17 protein-coding genes are annotated in these 19,614 nt (G+C 31.6%); 7 read left to right on the forward strand and 10 right to left on the reverse strand.

What is annotated here, in order from left to right; translation table 11 throughout:
• Window positions 1-58: 58 nt before the first annotated feature.
• The 8 genes from moaA to QOL71_RS01960 all read right to left on the reverse strand — a co-directional run bounded on the left by moaA (window position 59) and on the right by QOL71_RS01960 (window position 7,209).
• Entirely contained in the window at window positions 59-1,057 is a 999-nt protein-coding gene (gene moaA, locus QOL71_RS01925; protein WP_273077452.1) for a GTP 3',8-cyclase MoaA, read from the reverse strand.
• On the reverse strand, window positions 1,041-1,325 hold the full coding sequence (locus QOL71_RS01930; RefSeq protein ID WP_029292694.1) for a DUF6755 family protein: 285 nt from the start codon (window positions 1,323-1,325) through the stop codon (window positions 1,041-1,043). The genes moaA and QOL71_RS01930 overlap by 17 nt, the downstream gene beginning before the upstream one ends.
• Window positions 1,326-1,490: 165 nt before the next feature.
• On the reverse strand, window positions 1,491-2,018 hold the full coding sequence (locus QOL71_RS01935) for a QcrA and Rieske domain-containing protein (protein WP_002978627.1): 528 nt from the start codon (window positions 2,016-2,018) through the stop codon (window positions 1,491-1,493).
• 10 nt (window positions 2,019-2,028) lie between these two features.
• Window positions 2,029-2,604 (reverse strand): 4Fe-4S dicluster domain-containing protein, encoded by a 576-nt coding sequence (locus tag QOL71_RS01940; protein ID WP_002978625.1) that lies wholly within the window; start codon window positions 2,602-2,604, stop codon window positions 2,029-2,031.
• A 13-nt stretch (window positions 2,605-2,617) separates the two neighbouring features.
• A complete protein-coding gene (locus tag QOL71_RS01945; RefSeq protein WP_283415302.1) occupies window positions 2,618-4,849 on the reverse strand; it encodes a molybdopterin oxidoreductase family protein in 2,232 nt (743 codons plus the stop codon).
• 13 nt (window positions 4,850-4,862) lie between these two features.
• Complete coding sequence (locus QOL71_RS01950) at window positions 4,863-5,918, reverse strand: MFS transporter (RefSeq protein WP_283415303.1); 1,056 nt, start codon at window positions 5,916-5,918, stop codon at window positions 4,863-4,865.
• A gap of 278 nt (window positions 5,919-6,196) precedes the next feature.
• The gene (locus tag QOL71_RS01955) at window positions 6,197-6,838 is read right to left on the reverse strand and encodes a Crp/Fnr family transcriptional regulator (RefSeq protein WP_283415304.1); all 642 of its coding nucleotides are present in this window, start codon (window positions 6,836-6,838) and stop codon (window positions 6,197-6,199) included.
• A 128-nt stretch (window positions 6,839-6,966) separates the two neighbouring features.
• Entirely contained in the window at window positions 6,967-7,209 is a 243-nt protein-coding gene (locus QOL71_RS01960) for a hypothetical protein (protein WP_283415305.1), read from the reverse strand.
• A 335-nt stretch (window positions 7,210-7,544) separates the two neighbouring features.
• Between QOL71_RS01960 and QOL71_RS01965 the strand changes: the two genes are divergently transcribed.
• From QOL71_RS01965 to QOL71_RS01975, 3 genes are all read left to right on the forward strand, one after another.
• Window positions 7,545-8,027 carry a hypothetical protein gene (locus QOL71_RS01965; RefSeq protein ID WP_283415306.1) on the forward strand — a complete coding sequence of 161 codons (483 nt, stop codon included), beginning with the start codon at window positions 7,545-7,547 and terminating at the stop codon, window positions 8,025-8,027.
• Window positions 8,028-8,134: 107 nt separating this feature from the next.
• Window positions 8,135-8,476, forward strand: a complete 342-nt coding sequence (locus QOL71_RS01970) for a hypothetical protein (RefSeq protein WP_283415307.1) — start codon at window positions 8,135-8,137, stop codon at window positions 8,474-8,476.
• Between the two features lie 255 nt (window positions 8,477-8,731).
• A complete protein-coding gene (locus QOL71_RS01975) occupies window positions 8,732-9,211 on the forward strand; it encodes a hypothetical protein (protein WP_283415308.1) in 480 nt (159 codons plus the stop codon).
• An 813-nt stretch (window positions 9,212-10,024) separates the two neighbouring features.
• Here QOL71_RS01975 and QOL71_RS01980 read toward each other — a convergent pair.
• Window positions 10,025-13,801 carry an nSTAND3 domain-containing NTPase gene (locus QOL71_RS01980; RefSeq protein WP_283415309.1) on the reverse strand — a complete coding sequence of 1,259 codons (3,777 nt, stop codon included), beginning with the start codon at window positions 13,799-13,801 and terminating at the stop codon, window positions 10,025-10,027.
• A gap of 296 nt (window positions 13,802-14,097) precedes the next feature.
• Between QOL71_RS01980 and QOL71_RS01985 the strand changes: the two genes are divergently transcribed.
• Both QOL71_RS01985 and QOL71_RS01990 read left to right on the forward strand, forming a co-directional pair.
• On the forward strand, window positions 14,098-14,901 hold the full coding sequence (locus QOL71_RS01985; protein WP_283415310.1) for a hypothetical protein: 804 nt from the start codon (window positions 14,098-14,100) through the stop codon (window positions 14,899-14,901).
• 35 nt (window positions 14,902-14,936) lie between these two features.
• A complete protein-coding gene (locus tag QOL71_RS01990) occupies window positions 14,937-16,451 on the forward strand; it encodes an LA2681 family HEPN domain-containing protein (protein WP_283415311.1) in 1,515 nt (504 codons plus the stop codon).
• 45 nt (window positions 16,452-16,496) lie between these two features.
• Here the strand turns inward: QOL71_RS01990 and QOL71_RS01995 are convergent, their stop codons facing one another.
• On the reverse strand, window positions 16,497-17,396 hold the full coding sequence (locus tag QOL71_RS01995; protein ID WP_283415312.1) for a hypothetical protein: 900 nt from the start codon (window positions 17,394-17,396) through the stop codon (window positions 16,497-16,499).
• A 60-nt stretch (window positions 17,397-17,456) separates the two neighbouring features.
• Here QOL71_RS01995 and QOL71_RS02000 point away from each other — a divergent pair, with 60 nt between their 5' ends.
• Together QOL71_RS02000 and QOL71_RS02005 are read left to right on the forward strand one after the other, a co-directional pair.
• The gene (locus QOL71_RS02000) at window positions 17,457-18,503 is read left to right on the forward strand and encodes a hypothetical protein (protein ID WP_283415313.1); all 1,047 of its coding nucleotides are present in this window, start codon (window positions 17,457-17,459) and stop codon (window positions 18,501-18,503) included.
• Window positions 18,490-19,284 (forward strand): hypothetical protein, encoded by a 795-nt coding sequence (locus QOL71_RS02005; RefSeq protein WP_283415314.1) that lies wholly within the window; start codon window positions 18,490-18,492, stop codon window positions 19,282-19,284. The genes QOL71_RS02000 and QOL71_RS02005 overlap by 14 nt, the downstream gene beginning before the upstream one ends.
• Window positions 19,285-19,614 lie beyond the last annotated feature (330 nt).

Consider the following 19,614-nt stretch of genomic DNA (forward strand, 5'->3'; position numbering starts at 1 on the left):
ATGAATTGTCTGAAATCTTATCGTTATGTTTTTTTCATCCTATCGGTTGGCAAAATTTTTATCCGCCAATTTTTATCATACTTCTGTTGATGATTTTTTGGTTGTTTACATTTTCCATTTCGGAGAATTGTCCGCCTTTTTCTTTATGTTTTTTGATGATTCCCAATTTGATCAGTTCAGTTAAACTTTCATTATTTCTGAAAGATTTTAACAAATCAAATTCATCTGCGCCGAAAAGACAATTTTTCATTTTTCCGTCGGATGTGATGCGGATTCGGTTACAACCAGCACAAAATGAGTTGCTCATTGTTGAAATCAAACCAAAAACGCCCTTACTTTCTGCATCAATTCTGTATTTTCTTGACGTATCATTTTTATGGTCTTCCACCTTTTCGAAAGTGAAATGTTCTGAAACCAAAGTGAGCATTTCGGAAATCGGAATGACTTTATTTTTCTCCCAAGAATTCCCTGTGAAAGGCATAAATTCTATAAACCTCAACTCAATCGGATAATGATGAGAAAGCGCGATAAATTCTGGGATTTCGTCTTCATTAAAACCTCGCATTACAACGACATTTAGTTTTACATTGAACCCACGTTTTATGCTTTCTTTAATATTGTCCCAAACCGTTTGAAAAAGATCTCTTTTTGTAATATATTTAAACTTTTCCCGGTCGAGCGAATCGATACTGATATTGAGATTTTTGATGTCACATTCAGCAAGTAAATCAAAATATTTATGAAGCAGCACACCATTGGTTGTAATCCCAATATTCGCTCCCAATGTAGAAAGTTGTTTAATAATGGTCTCAAAATCGTTTCTTACCAAAGGTTCACCACCTGTAATTCTGATCTTATTGATATTAAATTGTTGAACGAAAATTTTTGAAATTTCAAAAATTTCCTGACTGTTCATCAACTCGATGGATGGTGTGCTTTTGAACGGTTCATCGGGCATACAATACAGACATCGGAAATTGCAACTATCGGTAATCGAGAGTCGGAGATAATCATGTTTTCGTCCGAAGGAATCGAGTAAATCAGTAGGCTTTATCATCTTTTTCAGCTTCTGAATTTTTGATTTGTCCAGTCGGAATATCGGGTACATATCTCAAAAAGAAAATAGTACACAGAAATATAACAACAGAACCGATTGCGGAATACCAAGCAAAATCGATATGTTCTTTGTCTAAAGCTTTGTTAATTGTTCCGAACAAAAGCCACATCTGCATACTGACCAACAATATGTAAATGCTGATGATGGCAACCAACATCTCGTTGACGCGGAAGGTTACTTTTTTGATGGGTTTCTTTCGTATTGACATTTTTTATTTTTTAAAATATTTTGAACCGTCGAATTGTTGCAACCCGGCTTAACGGTAATCCTTTTTTCGTTGAGAAAAGCCTATGCAAAAAAGATTGACTTCCTCGAACCACTTTCGTAGGTCTGAGAGTGAAATACGGAAATTGTTGCCTAAATAATCATCGTTCTATCCGTGACCGTGCGTTTCCTTGGCTTCTTTGATGAAATCTGTCACGAAAATTTTATCATCTTTGATGACAACCGTTAATTGTGGAAGAGGTCTTGGTGGCGGGCCTTGAATGACAGAACCATCGTCGGGATTGAAAAAACCGTGATGACAAGGACATTCTATTACTTTTTCATCGTGATTGTATAGAACGGAACACGAAAGATGCGTGCATTTTTGCTCGAAAACCTTCCATTTGTCTTCGGCTAATCTGATAAGCATGTAAGGATTTCTGTGATCTTCGTTGATGTAGAAAGTCCGCATTCCTCCAATATTAAGGTCGGTGGTCAATCCCACGAAATATTCGCCGAGTTTTTCTTCTTTTTTGAAATAATTAAACACCGGAATCGCCACATTTGCTAATGCTAAAGTCCCAGAAAAAAAGGTAATGAGTTTGATGAATTCTTTGCGGGAAACGTAAGCTGCCTCTCGTTTTTTGATGGGGAAATCGGCTTTCCAGGCGGGGATTTTTTTATTATCTTCTGACATAGTACTATGATTAAAAAACTTTTAATTCTTCGCTGCCTTTCGGCATCATTATATTCACTTTGGTATTCACGACTTCTTTCCCGAAAATAAAGCGGTTGACTGGGGAACTGTTTGGTCTTTTCTTCGCAACATTTTCTCTGGTATCAAAGGTTAATGCGCCACTCGGACAAACTGTTGCACACATTGGCTTGAGTCCAGTACTTGTTCTGTCGTAGCACATGTTGCATTTCATCATCAGCATTGCGCTTTGGTCCGGAATCTGTGGAACTCCGAACGGACAACCGATGACACAATTGGCACAACCGATGCATTTGGAAGTATCTGCCGTGTGTACGATTCCATATTCGTCTTTTGTGATTGCGTCTGCCGGACAAACGTTTGCGCAAATCGGGTCTTCGCAGTGCATACAAACCTGAACTGTGGTCTGAATCGTCTCTGCTCTGTCAACATAATGAATATGAATCATCGAGGTTTCTCCGTTGGTTTCACACTCCGCACAAGCCATTTCGCACGAGTGACAGCCGATGCAACGCTGCATATCCACGAAAAATTCCATATCATTAAATTTTTCAAATTGCTCCGCCATAATTTTTTAAAATTTAATATTGAATATCTCTACTTTGGTTGGCAAATTCTTTTGAATTTTCACCTTTTTTTCGTCCTGTTTTTTCCACTTTGCAGGCACAAACTTTAAACTCTGGAATTTTTGAAACCGGGTCCAAAGCATCGATCGTTAATTGGTTTGCAGAATTGACTCCGCCCCAATGATAAGGGATGAAAACAGTGTCTTGTCTGATGGTCTCCACCACATTTGCAGGAAATAATGCGCTTGCTCGTCTTGTAGAAACTTTAATTAAATCATTTTCTTCGATGCCATATTTCGCTGCCAGTTTTGGATGAATTTCCAATAACGGTTCTGGATACAAATCAACTAATTTCCCAATTCTTCTTGTCTGAGAACCGCTTAAATACTGGCTTACAACTCTACCCGTTGTCAACACAATCGGATAATCTTCGTCAGGTTCCTCAGTTGGTTTTTTATAAGGCGTTGGATTGAAATGCGCTTTTTTATCATTGGTATTGAAAACTTTGTCTTCCCAAAGTCTCGGTGTTCCGGGATGATCTTCGGTAGGACAAGGCCAGAAAATTCCGAGATTTTTTTCTACTCTTTCGTAAGTAATTCCGTAATAATCTGCAGCGCTTCCCCTGGATGCAACTCTTAATTCATTAAAAGTTTCTTCGCTGTTTTTATAATTAAATTTATCTCCTTCGCCTAATCTTCTGGCGAGTTCCATTAAAATTTCGCTGTCCCGTTTTGCTTTTCCGGGTGGGTCAACTACTGCACGGATTCTGATAACGCGACCTTCTGCAGAAGTTGTTGTTCCTTCTTCCTCTTCCTGCAATGAACCAGCGAGAATAATGTTGGCGTGGCGCAAAGTTTCTGATAAAAAGAAATCAATTCCGGCGTAAAACTCTAATTTTTCTAATGCTGCACGAACGTTACTGTTATTTGGCAAAGAAACCAAAGGATTAAAACAAATTGAAAGTAAACCTTTAATCTCGCCTCTGTTGATAGCTTCAATAATTTCATAAGCACTTAAACCTTTTCCGGGCATATCTTCTTCTTTGATTCCCCAGACATTGGCAACAAATTTTCGATGTTCGGGATTTTCGATGTCTCTGTTTCCTGGAAGTTGGTCGCATTTGTGACCGTGTTCACGACCGCCTTGTCCGTTCCCTTGCCCTGTAATCGTCCCGTAACCGCAATAAGGTTTCCCGATTCTACCGGTTGCTAAAACTAAATTGATACAGCTTGAAACATTTTGAACGCCTTTAGAATGATGTTCGATTCCACGAGCGTGCATCAGAAAACTTGTTTTGGCTTTACCCCACATTTCTGCGGCTTTGAAAATCAATTCTTTTGGAATTCCTGTAACTTCTTCTCCCCATTCCAAAGTGCAATCTTTTACAGCTTCGGCAGTTTCTTCAAATCCTGAAGTATAATTATAAATAAAATCGTTATCCAGCCAATTGTTATCAATTAAAACTTTCAACATTGTATTCGTCAATGCAGAATCGGTTCCGGGTCTCAATGGCAGATGAATATCGGCAGTTCTGGCAATCGGAATCTGACGTGGGTCGATGACAATCAATTTGGCTCCGTTATCACGAGCTTCCCAGATTTTATGGGTTAAAACTGGGAAACATTCGCTCACATTTGCTCCGGTAATGATGATGACTTCTGCGTGCGCCAAATCTGCCCAACTGTTGGAAGACCTGTCCATTCCAAAGGCTTTTTTGTTTCCTGCACCTGCACTCACCATACAAAGACGACCGTTGTAATCGAGGTTTGCGGTTTTCAAAGCAACTCGGGCAAATTTCCCGACCATATAACTTTTCTCATTGGTAAGAGAAACGCCGGACAACATTGCGAAAGAATTTTTTCCGTATTTTTCCTGTATTCTTTTAATTTCATTAATCACAACATCGTACGCTTCATCCCATTCTATCGGCACAAAACCTTTACCTTCTACTCTTTTGTATGGCGAAAGCAAACGGTCCGGATGATTATCCTGCATATAGCGCTGAACACCTTTTGGACAAAGTCTACCCTCATTAAAAGGGAAATCGTTCCAAGGTTCAAAACCTACGACTTTTTTGTCTTTTACTTTTAATTGAATGCCACATTGCAAACCACAAAAACAGCAATGCGTTTTTACCAAAGCATCAGGATTTTGAGGATTAGATCTCACTGTGCCTTTGTTTGGATAATGTTTGTGCGGTCCGAAAACATTGATGATTTCGTCGGCTGTTACAGGTAATTTTGCCATTTTATTTTAAATTTTAACCAAAATAAGTTCCAGATTCTTGTCGTGCTTTTAGATGTGCTTTTGCAAGCATTGCCCGTTTTCCTTCCGGGCTGAAATCTAAATAACTTTTCCCCTCTTCATTTTCTAAATCGAATCCCATTTCCTGGGTTATTTCTTTTAAATCTTCGATGTGCATTGAAGTTGTGTATTCGTCGCCTGTGTGTGGACAAGTTTGCATTCCACGGCGCTTTCCTTCTATTTTATAGATATTTGCACCAACTTGTGCCGGTCTTTGAAAAATGTGAAAAAACTTCCCGAACGGAATCCACATCAGAAACATTGCAACCGTAATTGCGTGTGTGATTGCCATAAACTGGCTCATTTTTCCTTCGAGATAAGAGTAATCAAACCAAATTCCCAAACCAGTGACGGAAACTGCAACGAGTAAAATCAATGGAAGCCAATCTCTTTCGAACCATTGTGTTGCGATTAATCCCTCGTCTACAAATCTTCTGTGCATCATAATTAAGCAACCTATTATCACCATAATAGCAGTCCAAACCAAAATATGGAAAAGGATAAGTGCCATCACAGTATTAAGTGGAAAAGTCATTACTGTAATCCCCATCATATGGGTTTCATACATATCCGTTGTTCCAGCTTTTAACGTAAAGTGCATCCAGCCAAAGGTGAGCCCGAAAGTAACTCCGAAAGAAATTAAACATCCCGTTGCTAAAAGAAAGTGACCTAGCCATCGCATTCTTCCTCTTGGCATAATAAACCTTTGAAAGAGAATGTTGCGTACAGAAAGACGAATCACCTCTTTCATATAGATTGGATAATCTTTACTGAGGATAAATTCCCAGGTGCGTTTCCAATACTTTTGTGTAGCAGGACGCTGCTTCCAAACAGAATGATGGTAAACTACGCCAAAGGTCATACTTATTGTTCCGAAAAAGTATATGATCAAGGCTGCGTCAAAATTCTGTAAATTCAGAGAGCCTATCACTGTGATAGCAATTACAACGAACGTTGCAATAATAGCATTGAAAAATGCTTTCTTATTTATATTTGTAAAAATACTGAACATGTGCAAAGTTTTAAATGATAACTCATTTACAATCAAGAACCACTTTTTTTTCTTAAACAAAGATACAATAACCAATTTTTAAATAAGATACAAATGTCTTATTTAAAATCATTCAAAATAAATGATGCAAATAATATAAAATACCTAATTGATTAACAATAACTTGTATTTAATATGATTTACATCATATTATAAAAATAAGTTGAAATTTCCCTTTTAATCTAGTACCTATAAAAAAAACACCTCAAAAAAGGTGTTAAATGATGATAATATAAAAGTTAAACAAAATCTAACTTCAATTTCTCTAAATCTGCAATCTTTATTCGTTTTCCTGAAAATATGAGGATATTTTCGTTTTCCATTTCTGAAATTACCCGATGCATAGTTTCATAGGTTGTTCCTATATATGCCGCCAAATCTGTCTTGGTTAGTTCAGCTTTTAAAACATTGTCTTTATCAAGCCCTAAATGATCGATAAAATATAAAAGGTTAACGATAAAACGTTCCTTTACAGACAACTGAAATAAACTTCCCATCTTTTGTTCAGACCAGTGCAGTTCCTCTGCGTAAAACATCATCAATTCATAAGCAAAAGTATTATTGGTTTTCAACAAGGTTTTAAAAAAATCCAGTTCTACAAAGCAGAGAACAGAATCTATCATTGCCGTGGCAGAAATTGGAGAAAGTGAATTAGCCCTTGAAATTCCGCGGTGTCCGACTATATCGCCTTTTTTACCAAATCTCACAATCATTTCACGCTCTCCCCAATGCTTATGAACTTTTACAAAACCATCCTGTATAAAGTAAACTCCTGACATCTCATTCCCTTCCTCTATGAATTTTTGCCCCTTTTTAACCTTGATCAAAAACCTTTTTAGGTCAATCATCTGCCACCAATCCTGCGTTATGTTTTGACACATAAAACACGTATGACTACATTCACTTAATTTTTTATTCATAGTTGAAAACTGAAGGATGTACTGCAAATGTAGATGAATACACTTTGAATAACAAATAAACACATTAAAATGCGTCTTGGCTTAAAAGATTAGTGAAGAAAATATTTGTTTAATATTTCTCCAGATCTTAAATCTTTTAATATTTGATTCGTTTTTAACTTATCGAGTCCACCTAAACTTGAAATCCATTTTCCCGTTTTAATGAAATCAAGAATATTTAGTAATTCAGGGTATTTTCTTTGGATTTGTTTTTCATTCAAACCCGTGTACAAAGCGACTTTTAAACTAATTTTTTTATAATATTTATTAAAATTAGCAACTCCATTCTCCACCCATAAAAATTACACATGTAATTGTTTCACTATATTTTAAAAGTAATTTTTCAAACGTCTCGGGATTTAGTATTTTTCCATTTTCTGGATTCCAGAGATGCTCAGAATGACAAAGAGGAAAGAAAAATGTTTATTATTACTACCATTGTAATTCCATATGTGGTTACAGGCATAGTTCCAGTAAAGTAAACTTGGCATTTGAAAATGAACTCCTTAAATAAGAATATCATGATGGAATTAATAAATTACTAAAAGAAGTCATCTTAACAAATTTTAAATACATACAGAAAAATATTGATCTTCAGAAAAAAGAAATTTCTGAGCAGATTGTTAATTTGAATAATCGTTTAGATAGCGCAAGAGAAAAATATTTACAAGATCGATTAGATTTTGATGAATATCAGATTATCAAAAATGAAAGTAAGCAGAAAATTGATAATTTAGAAATGGCCTTGCAAAATCAAAAACTTTCAAGTAAAAATACTGATATAAAAGTTAAACTTGAACAAGTACTGGATATTTTGCCAAACTTTTCTCAACTGTATATAAAAGGCGATAATTATACAAAAAGTTCGATATTGTGTTCGATATTGGCTGAAAAATTGGGATTTCAAGAAACAGCATTTCGAACACCTAAATTGAATTCAGCATTAGCTCAAATACTATTGATTAGCAATCAATTACGAAGTAAAAAAAAAGGAAAAACCACTCCTAAAAGTAATTTTTCCCGCCAAGTGACCCCGGAGGTTCATTTTTCGAACACATTTATAGAAGATTTGGATAAACTTGCTACACTCTCATCATTCATTATCTCATAAAACATTATCTTACGGTATATAATTCTTTTTCGGGTAACTTCATATTTCTTTCATTTTTTTAAGATTAAATAGTTAAATTACAGATTCTAACCATAAAACTCAACACAATGAATAAAAGACTATTATCATTGATTTTTTTCTGTTTGTATAATATGACGTTTGCTCACGTAGAAAAAAAAGGAGAGAATGCATGTAATGATTCTACAACGATTAAAGAATTCAGACAGATTCTTAATTTACAATTTTCAAAAATAATTACTGGAAGTAATTTTTCTACTTTTGGTAACTATGCTTCGATTAAAACCACAGAAGAAACTTTAGGTTTTTCAGCTAGTATTTTAAGAAAAAATGGCAATATATTAACTCTTAAAGCTTCTGGCGGTGCTAGTGAGGGAATTTCAGGTTTTTTCGATAATAGCAAACTGAATACCAATATTTCGGGAGATTAACATATCATATCCTTATCAATCCTTTTAGTAACAAAAGTATTAAACGAAATTCTTTCGAACGTGATAGATTAAAAACAGAATATCAAAAAACCGAAGATACCTATAGAGCTGATACTATTGCTAATAATCATAAGAAAGAATTGTTAGATTTAAAAGTGAAAATAGAAAAATTTAATATTAAAAAAAAATAACATTAACACTTCGCTGAATACTGTTTTATCTCAGCTTAAATTAAATGAATCTGAAAAATTACAATTGAAAAGAGACAGCCTTTTGTATGAAGTCGAAAAAAATGAATTAGATCTCAACATCGCAGAAAGACAGAAAAAAGAATTTGAATCTGAAGAGTATTTTCTGGCAGCAAGAGAAAAGATTGATGAAGCATTTGACAAAGCAAAAGAAGACAACAATTCTAAAGTAGTCAATCAAGCAATAGCAGGAATAAATATATATTGGATCTCCATTGGTTACGGTATCAGAAACGATGGCTTTAAATTATTTAATTCAACTTTAGATTTTTCAAATCAAATACAAAAAAAAGAAGCTTTAACCCATACTTTTAACATTGCTATTTCACATTACAATTGGAACATTGTCAAAAATAATACATTTTGGTCTGCAGGAGCGAGCGTTAAAGCGGGGAATAATTTTACAAATCTTGACAACATTAAAGTGAAAGATTTTGAAGATATAACTACCAATCCAACTAGCTTACTCAGAACAGAGCGTATATAAAGGTGTATTTGAAGATAATCTTAAAGAGCTAAAACTATTTTTCGATTATTATAATTTTTTTAAAGTGTCTGGAAGTAATAATATTGCCATTCACTTAAGACCGGCATTACTAGTTAGAGAAAATAACAAGCCAAATTCTTCTGTATGGACAGGCATTGTCTTACCATTCAAAAAAGCAGACGATATCTCATAATTTGTAAATCTCGAAATTTTCTATTGTCTTAATGATATTTTTAATACTTCTGACAGTAAAAATAGTTTGATAGCCAGAAATACCATTGGCTTATCAGCAACTTTTCCTATTAATTTTTACCAAACTAAAACTAATAACTAACTATGATTTATTTCCAAGTAGTATGTCCTCAGCACAACTTTCAAAGCAACCTCTTTGTAAAAAGAATTGATGCCATACGAAGTGCAACAGCACATAGAAAAGCAAAACCAGGATTGCATAATATTCAAATTTTAGAAGTTTGGATAGCAAATGAAAATATTCAGGTTCGATCTACGGAAAATCTGAAATAGAACTGATAAACTATATATTTGAATGTATCAAATTAAAATATAAGATACTGATTATCTATAATTATCCTAAGTTTTTTTTATTTAATGGTAAAGGTTCAAATATGGAGTTTTTAATTAAGTTCATATCTGAACCTTTACATAAAAAGAATACAACTAATTGTAATTCTTAAGTACAGTTCTTATTCCAAACAAATAAAATACTAACACCTATATTTTCTCGTCCTTATAGTTTAGTTATGTCTAAAGACATAATAGGGATTGGCTAATTCTTGGTGTAGTTGACATATATTAATAGAATTCTTCCATAAAATCTCTTCTTTGCTCGTATTCAATGTCTTGTTTCTTCCAAATAATTTTTTGTTCAAAATGATCAATATGCTCAGAGTAGTCTAAAATATCTGGCAAGGTATTTATCATTTTAATAATGTCCTGATAAAATTCAATTTTCTTTTGAATTATTGGTACCCTACTACCCGACCAACTTTCTGTTCTTCCAAAATTAATTTTCTTAGTTACTTCAATATTTTTATTAACAAAAAGAAATTCCTTAAAATAATCTATAAACCAAGCGTTGAAATTATGATAGACTACTTCGGAAAGCATAATTAAAACTTTTTCATTATCATTATGTTTCCGTATAAGGTGTAAAATTAGATTCTTCATTTTTTCTGTAGCATTCTCCTCAGCGCTTGTATGTCTGAATAATGAATAGATATCTTCTTCAATTAAAAAAGAAAATTGTTCTTTTTCTATTGCTGTTAATAACAAATCTTCTATGAGTTCTCCATATTCTTCATACTCCCATAATGCATCGGTATTGATATTTTCCAATCTAATTCTTGATGAATAACTTAATCCAATTTTACCATTCTTTAAGCTATCATTAAGGAAGTTATGATCAATATCTAAAATTGCTTTTAACTCTTTCCCCCTGTAATCAAAATGAGGGTCTATTTCATACTGAGACCAAAATGAATCTTTTAGAAGCTGTGTATGATGAGTAAAATAAGAAGCACATTCTTCACAAAAATGTAGTCCGAAATCACGCGTTGTCTTACGTGGATTTTCAAGAATTATACTTGTGAGGTAAGTTATGATATTATGATTTTCTAACTTAGGTTTATCACTTTTATACCTGCTAAACACATTATCATATTTTAAATAATCTAGCATACGATGAATGTATAAATATTCATTTTTACTTTGGAAAACCTGTATTAATATATTTAAGAATGATTCATTGACTTGTTCATCTGGTATCATTGTTACCAATACAGATTCCCAATATGGTTTCCCTTTAAAATCATATTCATTCATTAGATTTAAAAGTTCATTTGCTGTCATAATCTTTTCACTCATAGTTACATTCATAACAAATGCACGTAAAGGATAGGATACTTTACCACTAAAAAACAATCTTAATGCACTTTCAAATTCTGATTTACTTTTCCTTGCAATTATAGAATAGATATCAGTAATTGCGCCTTCTATATGCCACGCATTACTATCTTTTTGCTGATTGTAGAGCTCATCAACATTTAAAAAAAACTTCTCCAGATTCTGCCAATCATTCTCATTGACAAATTTTTCAAATTCTTGCCTTTTTTCCTTTTCACTTTCCTCAATTGACTTATCTCGTCTATATTCCCAACTCGCTGTTATAAATTTTGAAAGTTTTATAATGTCGGATTCAATAAACCCATTCCAACTATCTGGGAAATCTACGCCCGCATCTTTCAAATGTTTGGCAAGAACATTCACAAACTTACAATGAGCATACTGATTATTATCTAATTTTTTTGAAATCCAATCTTCATATATTGGAAGTTCTTCTACAAAAATAGTCTTGTCAATATCTCCACCAGGACGTACAATTTTATTCAACAGTTTTTGAAACTGTTCGTTTTCAACATCATACAACTCATAAGCTTTGTTAAGGATACGATTTCTTAACGCAATTAAAGAGTCAGATTTAAATAATCTAAAGTTCAAAATTGTAAATGCTGAACCTTTTGCAGAACCGAATTCTGTAAATTCCCAACCCAGCAATTTTTCCGATATATTTAGAAAAATGCCGTTGGCAATTAATTTTTCTACATCAGTCAATTTTTCATTTAACAGCACATCAAATAAGATATTCTGGCGCAAATAACCTTTTTCTAAATCTTCAACTCTATAACTAAAATAGTCATTTACGAATTTTAAAACTTCAGGTATACGACTTGGATTCTTCGTTACCATCTTTAATGTTAATTCTAGTGATGGAACTAATAATTCATTTGGATGGTTCCAAAAATTGCGTAGTAATTCAAAATGTTTGGTCGCTTTTGTATGGTCGTTATGAATGTAACTAAATTCAAACTTTTCAGGATAGTCTTCTTGAGAAAGTCCGTTAATCCATTTTTTTAAATAAATTAAACAATCCCTTCCTTTATAAAACCAAAAAAGATTGTAAAATTCATAAAATTCTTTGTCAGACTTTAATTGTGAAATTACTTCCTGCAAATGAGGCAAAACTAAGTCTTTTATGTGAAAATAAGCAAACGTATTATTTATGTCAATGAGTGTAGCACTAATTCTATGTGAATATTTTTCAACGAAAGCCATTATCCAATTTGCATAATTAATAACAGCAGACTTCTTATCAGTAAAACATTTGTAAAAAGCATAGGTAGCCAAAACCTGGTCTGATACTTTTACAATTTCTTCGGAATAAACATCAAGAATTTCACTATTATGAAGCTCCATTATTGCTGACCATAATTCGTTCCAATCAATTCCGAATTTGGCTAATAAAACATCCTTCAGCTCTTCATTATTTCTATCCAAAACTCCAAAAAAGGATACAATTGCCAAGGATTTGAGAATGATAGGTTTATTAAATATTCCTATTTCTTCAGATATTTTCTTAAAATATTTTTCATAAAGCAATACTGGGCTGTCCAAATAATTCGTTTCTGCTTCTGGCACAACTGAATTAGTTGCCATCAATGCTACTCTGGCATTTCCTTTTGCTAATTCAATAATTTTTCTTTTAATGTCCGGATAATGTTTCAAATTGGGTAAAGCAGCAACAATTATTTTTCCTATTTCTTCATCTTTAAACTCTTTTATATTTAATTCTCTATGCATATAGTTTTCAAGAGTATGCGAAACTTGTTTTTTCACATAGTCTCTCGAAGTAATTATTACTTTAGCAGTATAAGATTGCGAGCCTTCTAATTTGCTTAATAAATAAACTAAGTTACTAACCGATTTATTAGCATCATCAAATAAAATAATATGATCTTTACCTGGCAAAAACAGATGTTGATAATCATCCCAAAGAGAAACACCAGAACTTTGAATAACAATAGGAATATAATCTTCTTTTGAAAGTTCTTCTAATATTTTAACTCCTAATTTTGATTTCCCTACACCAGCAGCTCCCGATAAAAATAAAATATCAGAAGTTTTTAAAATATTAATAGAATCTTTTAATTCTTCTTCTCTACCAACAAATTCATTAGTAAGCGATGGCTGTAATCCTTTTTCAGTTTTTAGTAAAAATTGTTCAAGTGTATAGATATCTCCTTTTACTATCTGAATATTAAGATACTCTTCCGCCAATTTTGGAATATCGAAAATACGCATTGGCAAATTTTGAATTGTCAATATATCAAGAGTAGCATTGGAATTAAAAGATTTAACTTTTTCATTTAATGAATCGTATTCATCTGTACTTACTTTTTCAATACAAGCTAAAAAAACTTTCTCGATTTTATCTTTGCTGATACTGGTTTCATTCTCATTAAAACAGTGATCTATATCTTTTGAAAGTTTATCAAAAAATGATTTTGATTCTCCAATTCTTTCTTTTGTTGTACACTCAACAAAAATGTAATTATCGCCATTAACAAAAAAAGAATCTGGTGTTCCCTTACTGGTTTTTTCTTTACCAACTACAGCACCTGGTGAACCTATAAATTTATTCCCTTCTAAGTGCAACAAATGATTTATTAAGGTTTGAAAACTTGCCTGATTAATTGCTTGCAAGGCATTTTCTATTTGGGTAATAGTATTCATCGTATTATAAGCTATATTTTAAATCTTTATTTTTTGGAAAACAAGACTAATATTGGGGAAATTAAAGAAGAATTTACAGGAAACATATCGCATCATTTGGCATTGACTTCAAAAATATTAAAAATAATGTGAAAGTATTTTATAGGCAACAAATCGATTTGCTAATCTTGTTAAATTATTTAATTTTCATAAGATACTTGAATTTTAAATTCATCTCAAGTTTATGATATTCCTACCTATTTTCTTTAATAATTTACAGAAGATTGTTAAAATTAAAACTTAATTTTATACAAAAAATGTTAGGTTTAAAGGATTTAAGAAGTATCAACGATGAGATTTCAAAGGAATTTGATATTGTAATAAACGATCTTCCCGATCTATTAAAGAATTCAAGTAAATATACCAGCGAAATATGCTTCATGTTTATAAATACTACTGATGCAATCAAAGAATCAATATTTAATATGATATCCTCTAATAATTACTATGCAATAAACATTTTATATCGTACATTATTAGAGCATTTTTTTAGATTTATGTATTACTTTTTAAATCAAATTACTACTAGTGATACTGATATCTATGCTCATAAATTTAGAACAGTTTTAGATTTTAATGACAAAATGTTAATTTTAAAATCTAAAAATCATTTATCAAAATTAAACAGTCAAGAAATAAAAACACTAACTCAAATTAAAGAAGGTTTATATAATAGTGATTCTAATTATACAAACTACGAATTAAATGAATTAGAAAAAATTACAAAAGAACTTACAATCAAAAATATCATTTCTTTAATTGAGAAAAATATACTGAAAGTTAATCCCATTCTTGAGGACTTTCTAAGACAAAAGATAGTACATTATTCAAAGTTATCATCTTATGTACATGGAGGGATATTTGCCCATCAAGAGTTTATAGCTTTTGAATTTGATTCAAATAAAATTAAAAAATTAACTGTAATTTATGGGTTAGCTCTCCAAACTACTGCATTCATCAAAATGAATTCTTTACTAATTCTTTCTGAAAAGAATCCAGAATATTTAAATCATTATTTCAAAATATCTACATCAATCTTTAAAATGGTTGAAAATCCTTAAAAATTATAATCTCCATCAAACAATAATTTGATTCCATGCAGCACATTTTTGATTTGAATTTAAAAATAAGTAAATTACTTGATAGCCGTAATTATGACCTGGTCCAGGAAATTTTACAGAAAGAAATGGATGATCATCAACATGGTGATTATCTTCATCTCAAGGCAATAGCAGGCTTCTTTATTGATTTAGGAGATGAGTCCTTTAATCTCCAATTTGTTGAAAAAGGATTAAATTTGTTATTAGACCATAAGGAAAATATACAACAATACGTTTCAGAAGATTCAATAAATTATTGCATTGGTAATGCATACCAATCAATTTTTAGAATTAATACTGCAAATATTATTGATTTTTTTCCTATACCTGAAAAAATTGAAACTTTATTTGAAGCGAAGCAGCATTATTTTAAAAGCTTTAAACAATTAGACCTTAAAAACCTTAATCATTACTCAATACAAGTTCTGACAAACCTTGGTAACAACTTAATTAATTCCGGCCGCTATGTAGAAGCTCTACAATTATATGATACTGTTTTAGATTATAATCCTGATTTTTTTTATGCGCAAGCAGCTAAGGCTGACGGCTTGATAACAATGGCAACATTCTCACAATGTTCAATCACCACAGGATTCTTTGTTGAAGTTTATAGACTTTTTAATAATGCCGAGAAGCATCCAATTCATTTAGAAGAAGTAAGACATAGGGTTCAGAAAGGTAAAGCTTATGCTCTTCATTCTCTTAAAGAATTAAATTTTTGTATTTCAAAAATTCCGCAAGAGATATTTTTAAATAATGAGGAGTATAAAAAACATTCCGTAAAACTTAAATATTTTTTAGACAATTTTTTAAGTTTATCCGAACACAGCCTATATTGTAAATGCAATGGATCTGAAATAGATGATATCATTATCGGATATAAAAATTTCAAAACAAATGACAAAAAAATAGTGCAATCAGAACTACTTTGCAACCGGTTAAAGTCCGAATTTTGTCTTTCAAAAGAATTATTGTTTGAATATTTTGATGAAGTTCCTCTGAAAAAAGAGACTACGCATTATGAAATAGTAGTGGATGGAATTTTAAACGGAACTAAGTACGAAAAATTACGAACAAGTTTTCGACTATGTTTTGGAATTCTTGATAAAATAGCAGAAGGAATCTGCTATATATTTAATTTAAATATTTCTAAAAACGAATCGATCTACTTTGAGAATTTTTGGAATTCCAAAAGAAATAATAAAAGGTGGGAGGAAATAAATCAAAAGAAAAACATTCACTTAACAGCACTGTATAGTATAGCTTGCGATCTTGAAAAAATAAACGGCGAATTTGGTTTCTATAAGGAATGGAGAAATAAACTGGAGCACGGTATCTTTTCGCTCAATGAAGAATTATATCTAGAAACTAATTGGGAAGAGCCACAATTTTCTTTAAAAACGGATGTAAAAACGTTTGAAAAAGAAACTCTTAGATTATTACAGCTCACCAGAGCTGCAATTTTCAGCTTTGTATTTTGTGCAAGAACAGAACTTATCAAATCAACTTGATTGATAGCAATTATTGGTCAGATTATTTAAATGCAATTGAATTATTTATCCAACTTTACATATCCTCCTCATCCTATGACGTACGGAAGACCTCTCAGCAAAAACAGTTTGATCAACATCAGTACATTTATAAACTAATTCGTCTAATGCACCAGCCAAAAAAGATAATAGCATAGGTATGGTATCATAAATGTGTTCCCACATATCATCAATATTCTCTTGTGTTCCAAAAATCAGGTTTAAATTCTGTTTTTCAGTTGCAGAAATAGGATTACGGTCAGTATATAAATGTATTGCGCTATTGGTAAGATTAAAAAGACTATTTCCAAATTCTTTGTTAAAAATTAAATCATACAAATCTTCATCATCAAAATTATTTTTTAACAATTGATTGGTTTTACTAATTAGAATTTTTTTTTCTGCTATTGTTGTTTTTATGGGATCGAAACCTTCTACATTATTGAATTTGTCAATAAAATCGGATTCATTTAGAAGCTTCATTATTATTATAGATATCTCAAGAAAAGGTTTTCGTAACAAGGTAAAACAAACGGTCATCCTCATCTTCAAACAACAAAGTAAACTTTCTTGAATAAAATAGCAGGTTTCCATAATCAGTGAAAGAAGCAAGTGATTAGTAACAACTTTATTTAATTCCGCTATGAGACCCAATTCAGATAATCTGTCAAAAATATGTTCTTCAGGTACATCTATTCTACTCATCACATCTTCTGAAAATTCGAATGTCTGCATTTTCAATTGAATAAATTTATCATCTAAAACAAGCTCTTCAATTTGATTGATTACAAATTCACAGTAGTCATGGCTTTTTCTAAATTTATCGGGAAGAGAGTAATAAGTAGTTCTATTGACTGAAAATACTTCGCGACTTATAAAATACCTTCTAAAAATAGTTGATATCTTTTCTGCAAATCTGACCACCATAAAGTAATTTATTTTGTTTGTATTTTCTGTGTGAGTAAATTTACATTATATAACTAATTTATGAGACAATTTGTTGATAATTCAGGAAGGTACATGTTAATCATTCCACCTGATTGGGTTTTTAAAAATGATATTTACGCCGCCAAAAATTCTGTATCAAATTGTTTTGAACTATATGAAAATCCCATTGGAAGTTTCCAAATTAGTTGTCATTTGATTACAAACAATAAAACAAATATTAAAAGTTATCTTACTAAACTCATCAAACAGGATATACCTTCTGGAAGAATAGATTTTAAAGAAAAGTTTATTCCAGATGATGATATTGATGCCTACATATGGGAAGACATTATAAATAATAATTATCTTTCGTGTACTTATACTTATGAAAGTGTTCAACGTGGCACAGATGAATTGAAAGAAGAGCTTGACAAAGTACGTTTCTGTCTAAGTAGTATCCGAATGATTGACGAAAAATATAAAGACTCTGTTTTAAACTCTTATCGTTTCAATCAATTCATGAATTCATATGCAGCTTCTGTAGATCTTCTACAAAGAGCATATGATAATGGATCTGCAATAGAAATAACAGTATTGCTATCAAATCAGATTGATGCTTTATTAAGGTTGGCCTTGATCTTAAAGAAGCAATTGGATGATAAATCGAATATTATCGATACAATTCTCATATATCAGCGAGAACATGATAAACCAGTGATGGAAAAGCAAGTTTACAGAATGGCTCTTGAAAATGGCATAATTAGTAAAGATTTACATAATAAGCTTTATATTTTATATGATCAAAGGAATAAGGTTATTCATCGATATATAATAACTGATCTTTTAACCAAAAATGTTTTTGAAACAGCGTTTGAATACAGCCAAATAGAAAAACAAATCGCAAAGATTGTTAAAAAATATGAGCAGATGCAATATATTGCCAAAATAGGAATATATGGTATTGAAGAGTCTCCTGATAAGCCATTAAGTACTGAAGAACAGGATGAACTATTAAATTCTCTTAAAGAGAAGCACGCACATGTAAAAATCAATAGTGAAATTACTTTCAAAAAATTTAATTTAAACTCAAATAATGAAAAAGCCTAAACTGAATAAATTTGATTTGTTCGTCGATAAACTCATTGAGGGTTTTTCTAAATTACCAAACTTTGATTTAACACAGAGAGACGAACTTGCACATAAATTATTTAATATTGTATCTTATAAAATCGCAGATATTTCTTCTTACAAAGAATTGGTTACCAAACATTTTATACCTGCAACAAATAAAGCTGTCTATGATTCAAAAAAGGATATTGAGAATTCTAAATATCGACAATATCTAGATTTGAAACAGATAGATTTCAAAGAAACGATGTATGATACGATCCGGCTTTCCTACGTTGGATTATTTCATAAACTTGAAAACTATGTTAATGAAGTTATTTCGGTTACAGAAATATTGTTCGATGAGTTTTATGAATCTGAAAAAACTTTGAATGTCTGGACGAAGGAGCATTTTGATTTCAATATCAGAGATTGGCAGCAGTTCAATATTGTTCACAAAGTTAATTGGGTAGCTAATTGCGTTAAGCATAGAGACAGTTATCCAACTAAAAATCCCAAACCTAAAGGGTACCAAAATATCAACGAGGAAGAGAAAATTAGAATTGATGTACATGAGTTTGATCAGGATTGTCAACTAATCATTCCTTTTTTACCAATTTACTTACAATTGATGTTTCTTTTTGCTCAACATAAGATGTTTAGTGAAGAACTTAAGAATAATTTTGATCCAGAAGATCATTTTACCATTTCACAAAATGAACGTCTTACAACAATTGAACACACTCTCAAAACGCTTATTGAACAAATGAGAAAAATCTAGTAACCTTCACTAAATTAGAATAGTAAGTGTTTAAAATAGAGTGTAAAAAAAGATTTTTTTTATAAGAATGCATTAATAATTCATTTTGAATTATTATTATAATTATATATATTTGTTACTTAAACAATCTGCAGAGGATTTTAGATATGCTAAATTTAAAATCATTTATCATGCAACATTGTTTATTTTGCTCCGGTTGGAGACCTGTATTTGTTAGAGCTTATACTAGAATTCGTTATGGAAGACTAGAGTATGTTATCAAGCACTGCAGATCAAGGCCTGGTCAGCACAGATTCTAAAGCAAGGTTTTTACCTTGCTTTTGCTGTTTA

Origin of the sequence: Epilithonimonas pallida (assembly GCF_900182975.1) — a bacterium.
Classification (GTDB): Bacteria; Bacteroidota; Bacteroidia; order Flavobacteriales; family Weeksellaceae; genus Epilithonimonas; species Epilithonimonas pallida.

Excerpts from the sequence above, each read along its gene's own strand:
- QOL71_RS01995 (WP_283415312.1), bottom strand. The coding sequence starts at position 17,396 with ATGGTGGTCAGATTTGCAGAAAAGATATCAACTATTTTTAGAAGGTAT.
- QOL71_RS01940 (WP_002978625.1), bottom strand. The coding sequence starts at position 2,604 with ATGGCGGAGCAATTTGAAAAATTTAATGATATGGAATTTTTCGTGGAT.
- QOL71_RS01935 (WP_002978627.1), bottom strand. The coding sequence starts at position 2,018 with ATGTCAGAAGATAATAAAAAAATCCCCGCCTGGAAAGCCGATTTCCCC.
- QOL71_RS01950 (WP_283415303.1), bottom strand. The coding sequence starts at position 5,918 with ATGTTCAGTATTTTTACAAATATAAATAAGAAAGCATTTTTCAATGCT.
- QOL71_RS01955 (WP_283415304.1), bottom strand. The coding sequence starts at position 6,838 with ATGTGTCAAAACATAACGCAGGATTGGTGGCAGATGATTGACCTAAAA.
- QOL71_RS02000 (WP_283415313.1), top strand. The coding sequence starts at position 17,457 with ATGAGACAATTTGTTGATAATTCAGGAAGGTACATGTTAATCATTCCA.
- QOL71_RS01980 (WP_283415309.1), bottom strand. The coding sequence starts at position 13,801 with ATGAATACTATTACCCAAATAGAAAATGCCTTGCAAGCAATTAATCAG.
- QOL71_RS01985 (WP_283415310.1), top strand. The coding sequence starts at position 14,098 with ATGTTAGGTTTAAAGGATTTAAGAAGTATCAACGATGAGATTTCAAAG.
- QOL71_RS01945 (WP_283415302.1), bottom strand. The coding sequence starts at position 4,849 with ATGGCAAAATTACCTGTAACAGCCGACGAAATCATCAATGTTTTCGGA.
- moaA (WP_273077452.1), bottom strand. The coding sequence starts at position 1,057 with ATGATAAAGCCTACTGATTTACTCGATTCCTTCGGACGAAAACATGAT.
- QOL71_RS01930 (WP_029292694.1), bottom strand. The coding sequence starts at position 1,325 with ATGTCAATACGAAAGAAACCCATCAAAAAAGTAACCTTCCGCGTCAAC.
- QOL71_RS01970 (WP_283415307.1), top strand. The coding sequence starts at position 8,135 with ATGAATAAAAGACTATTATCATTGATTTTTTTCTGTTTGTATAATATG.
- QOL71_RS02005 (WP_283415314.1), top strand. The coding sequence starts at position 18,490 with ATGAAAAAGCCTAAACTGAATAAATTTGATTTGTTCGTCGATAAACTC.
- QOL71_RS01990 (WP_283415311.1), top strand. The coding sequence starts at position 14,937 with ATGCAGCACATTTTTGATTTGAATTTAAAAATAAGTAAATTACTTGAT.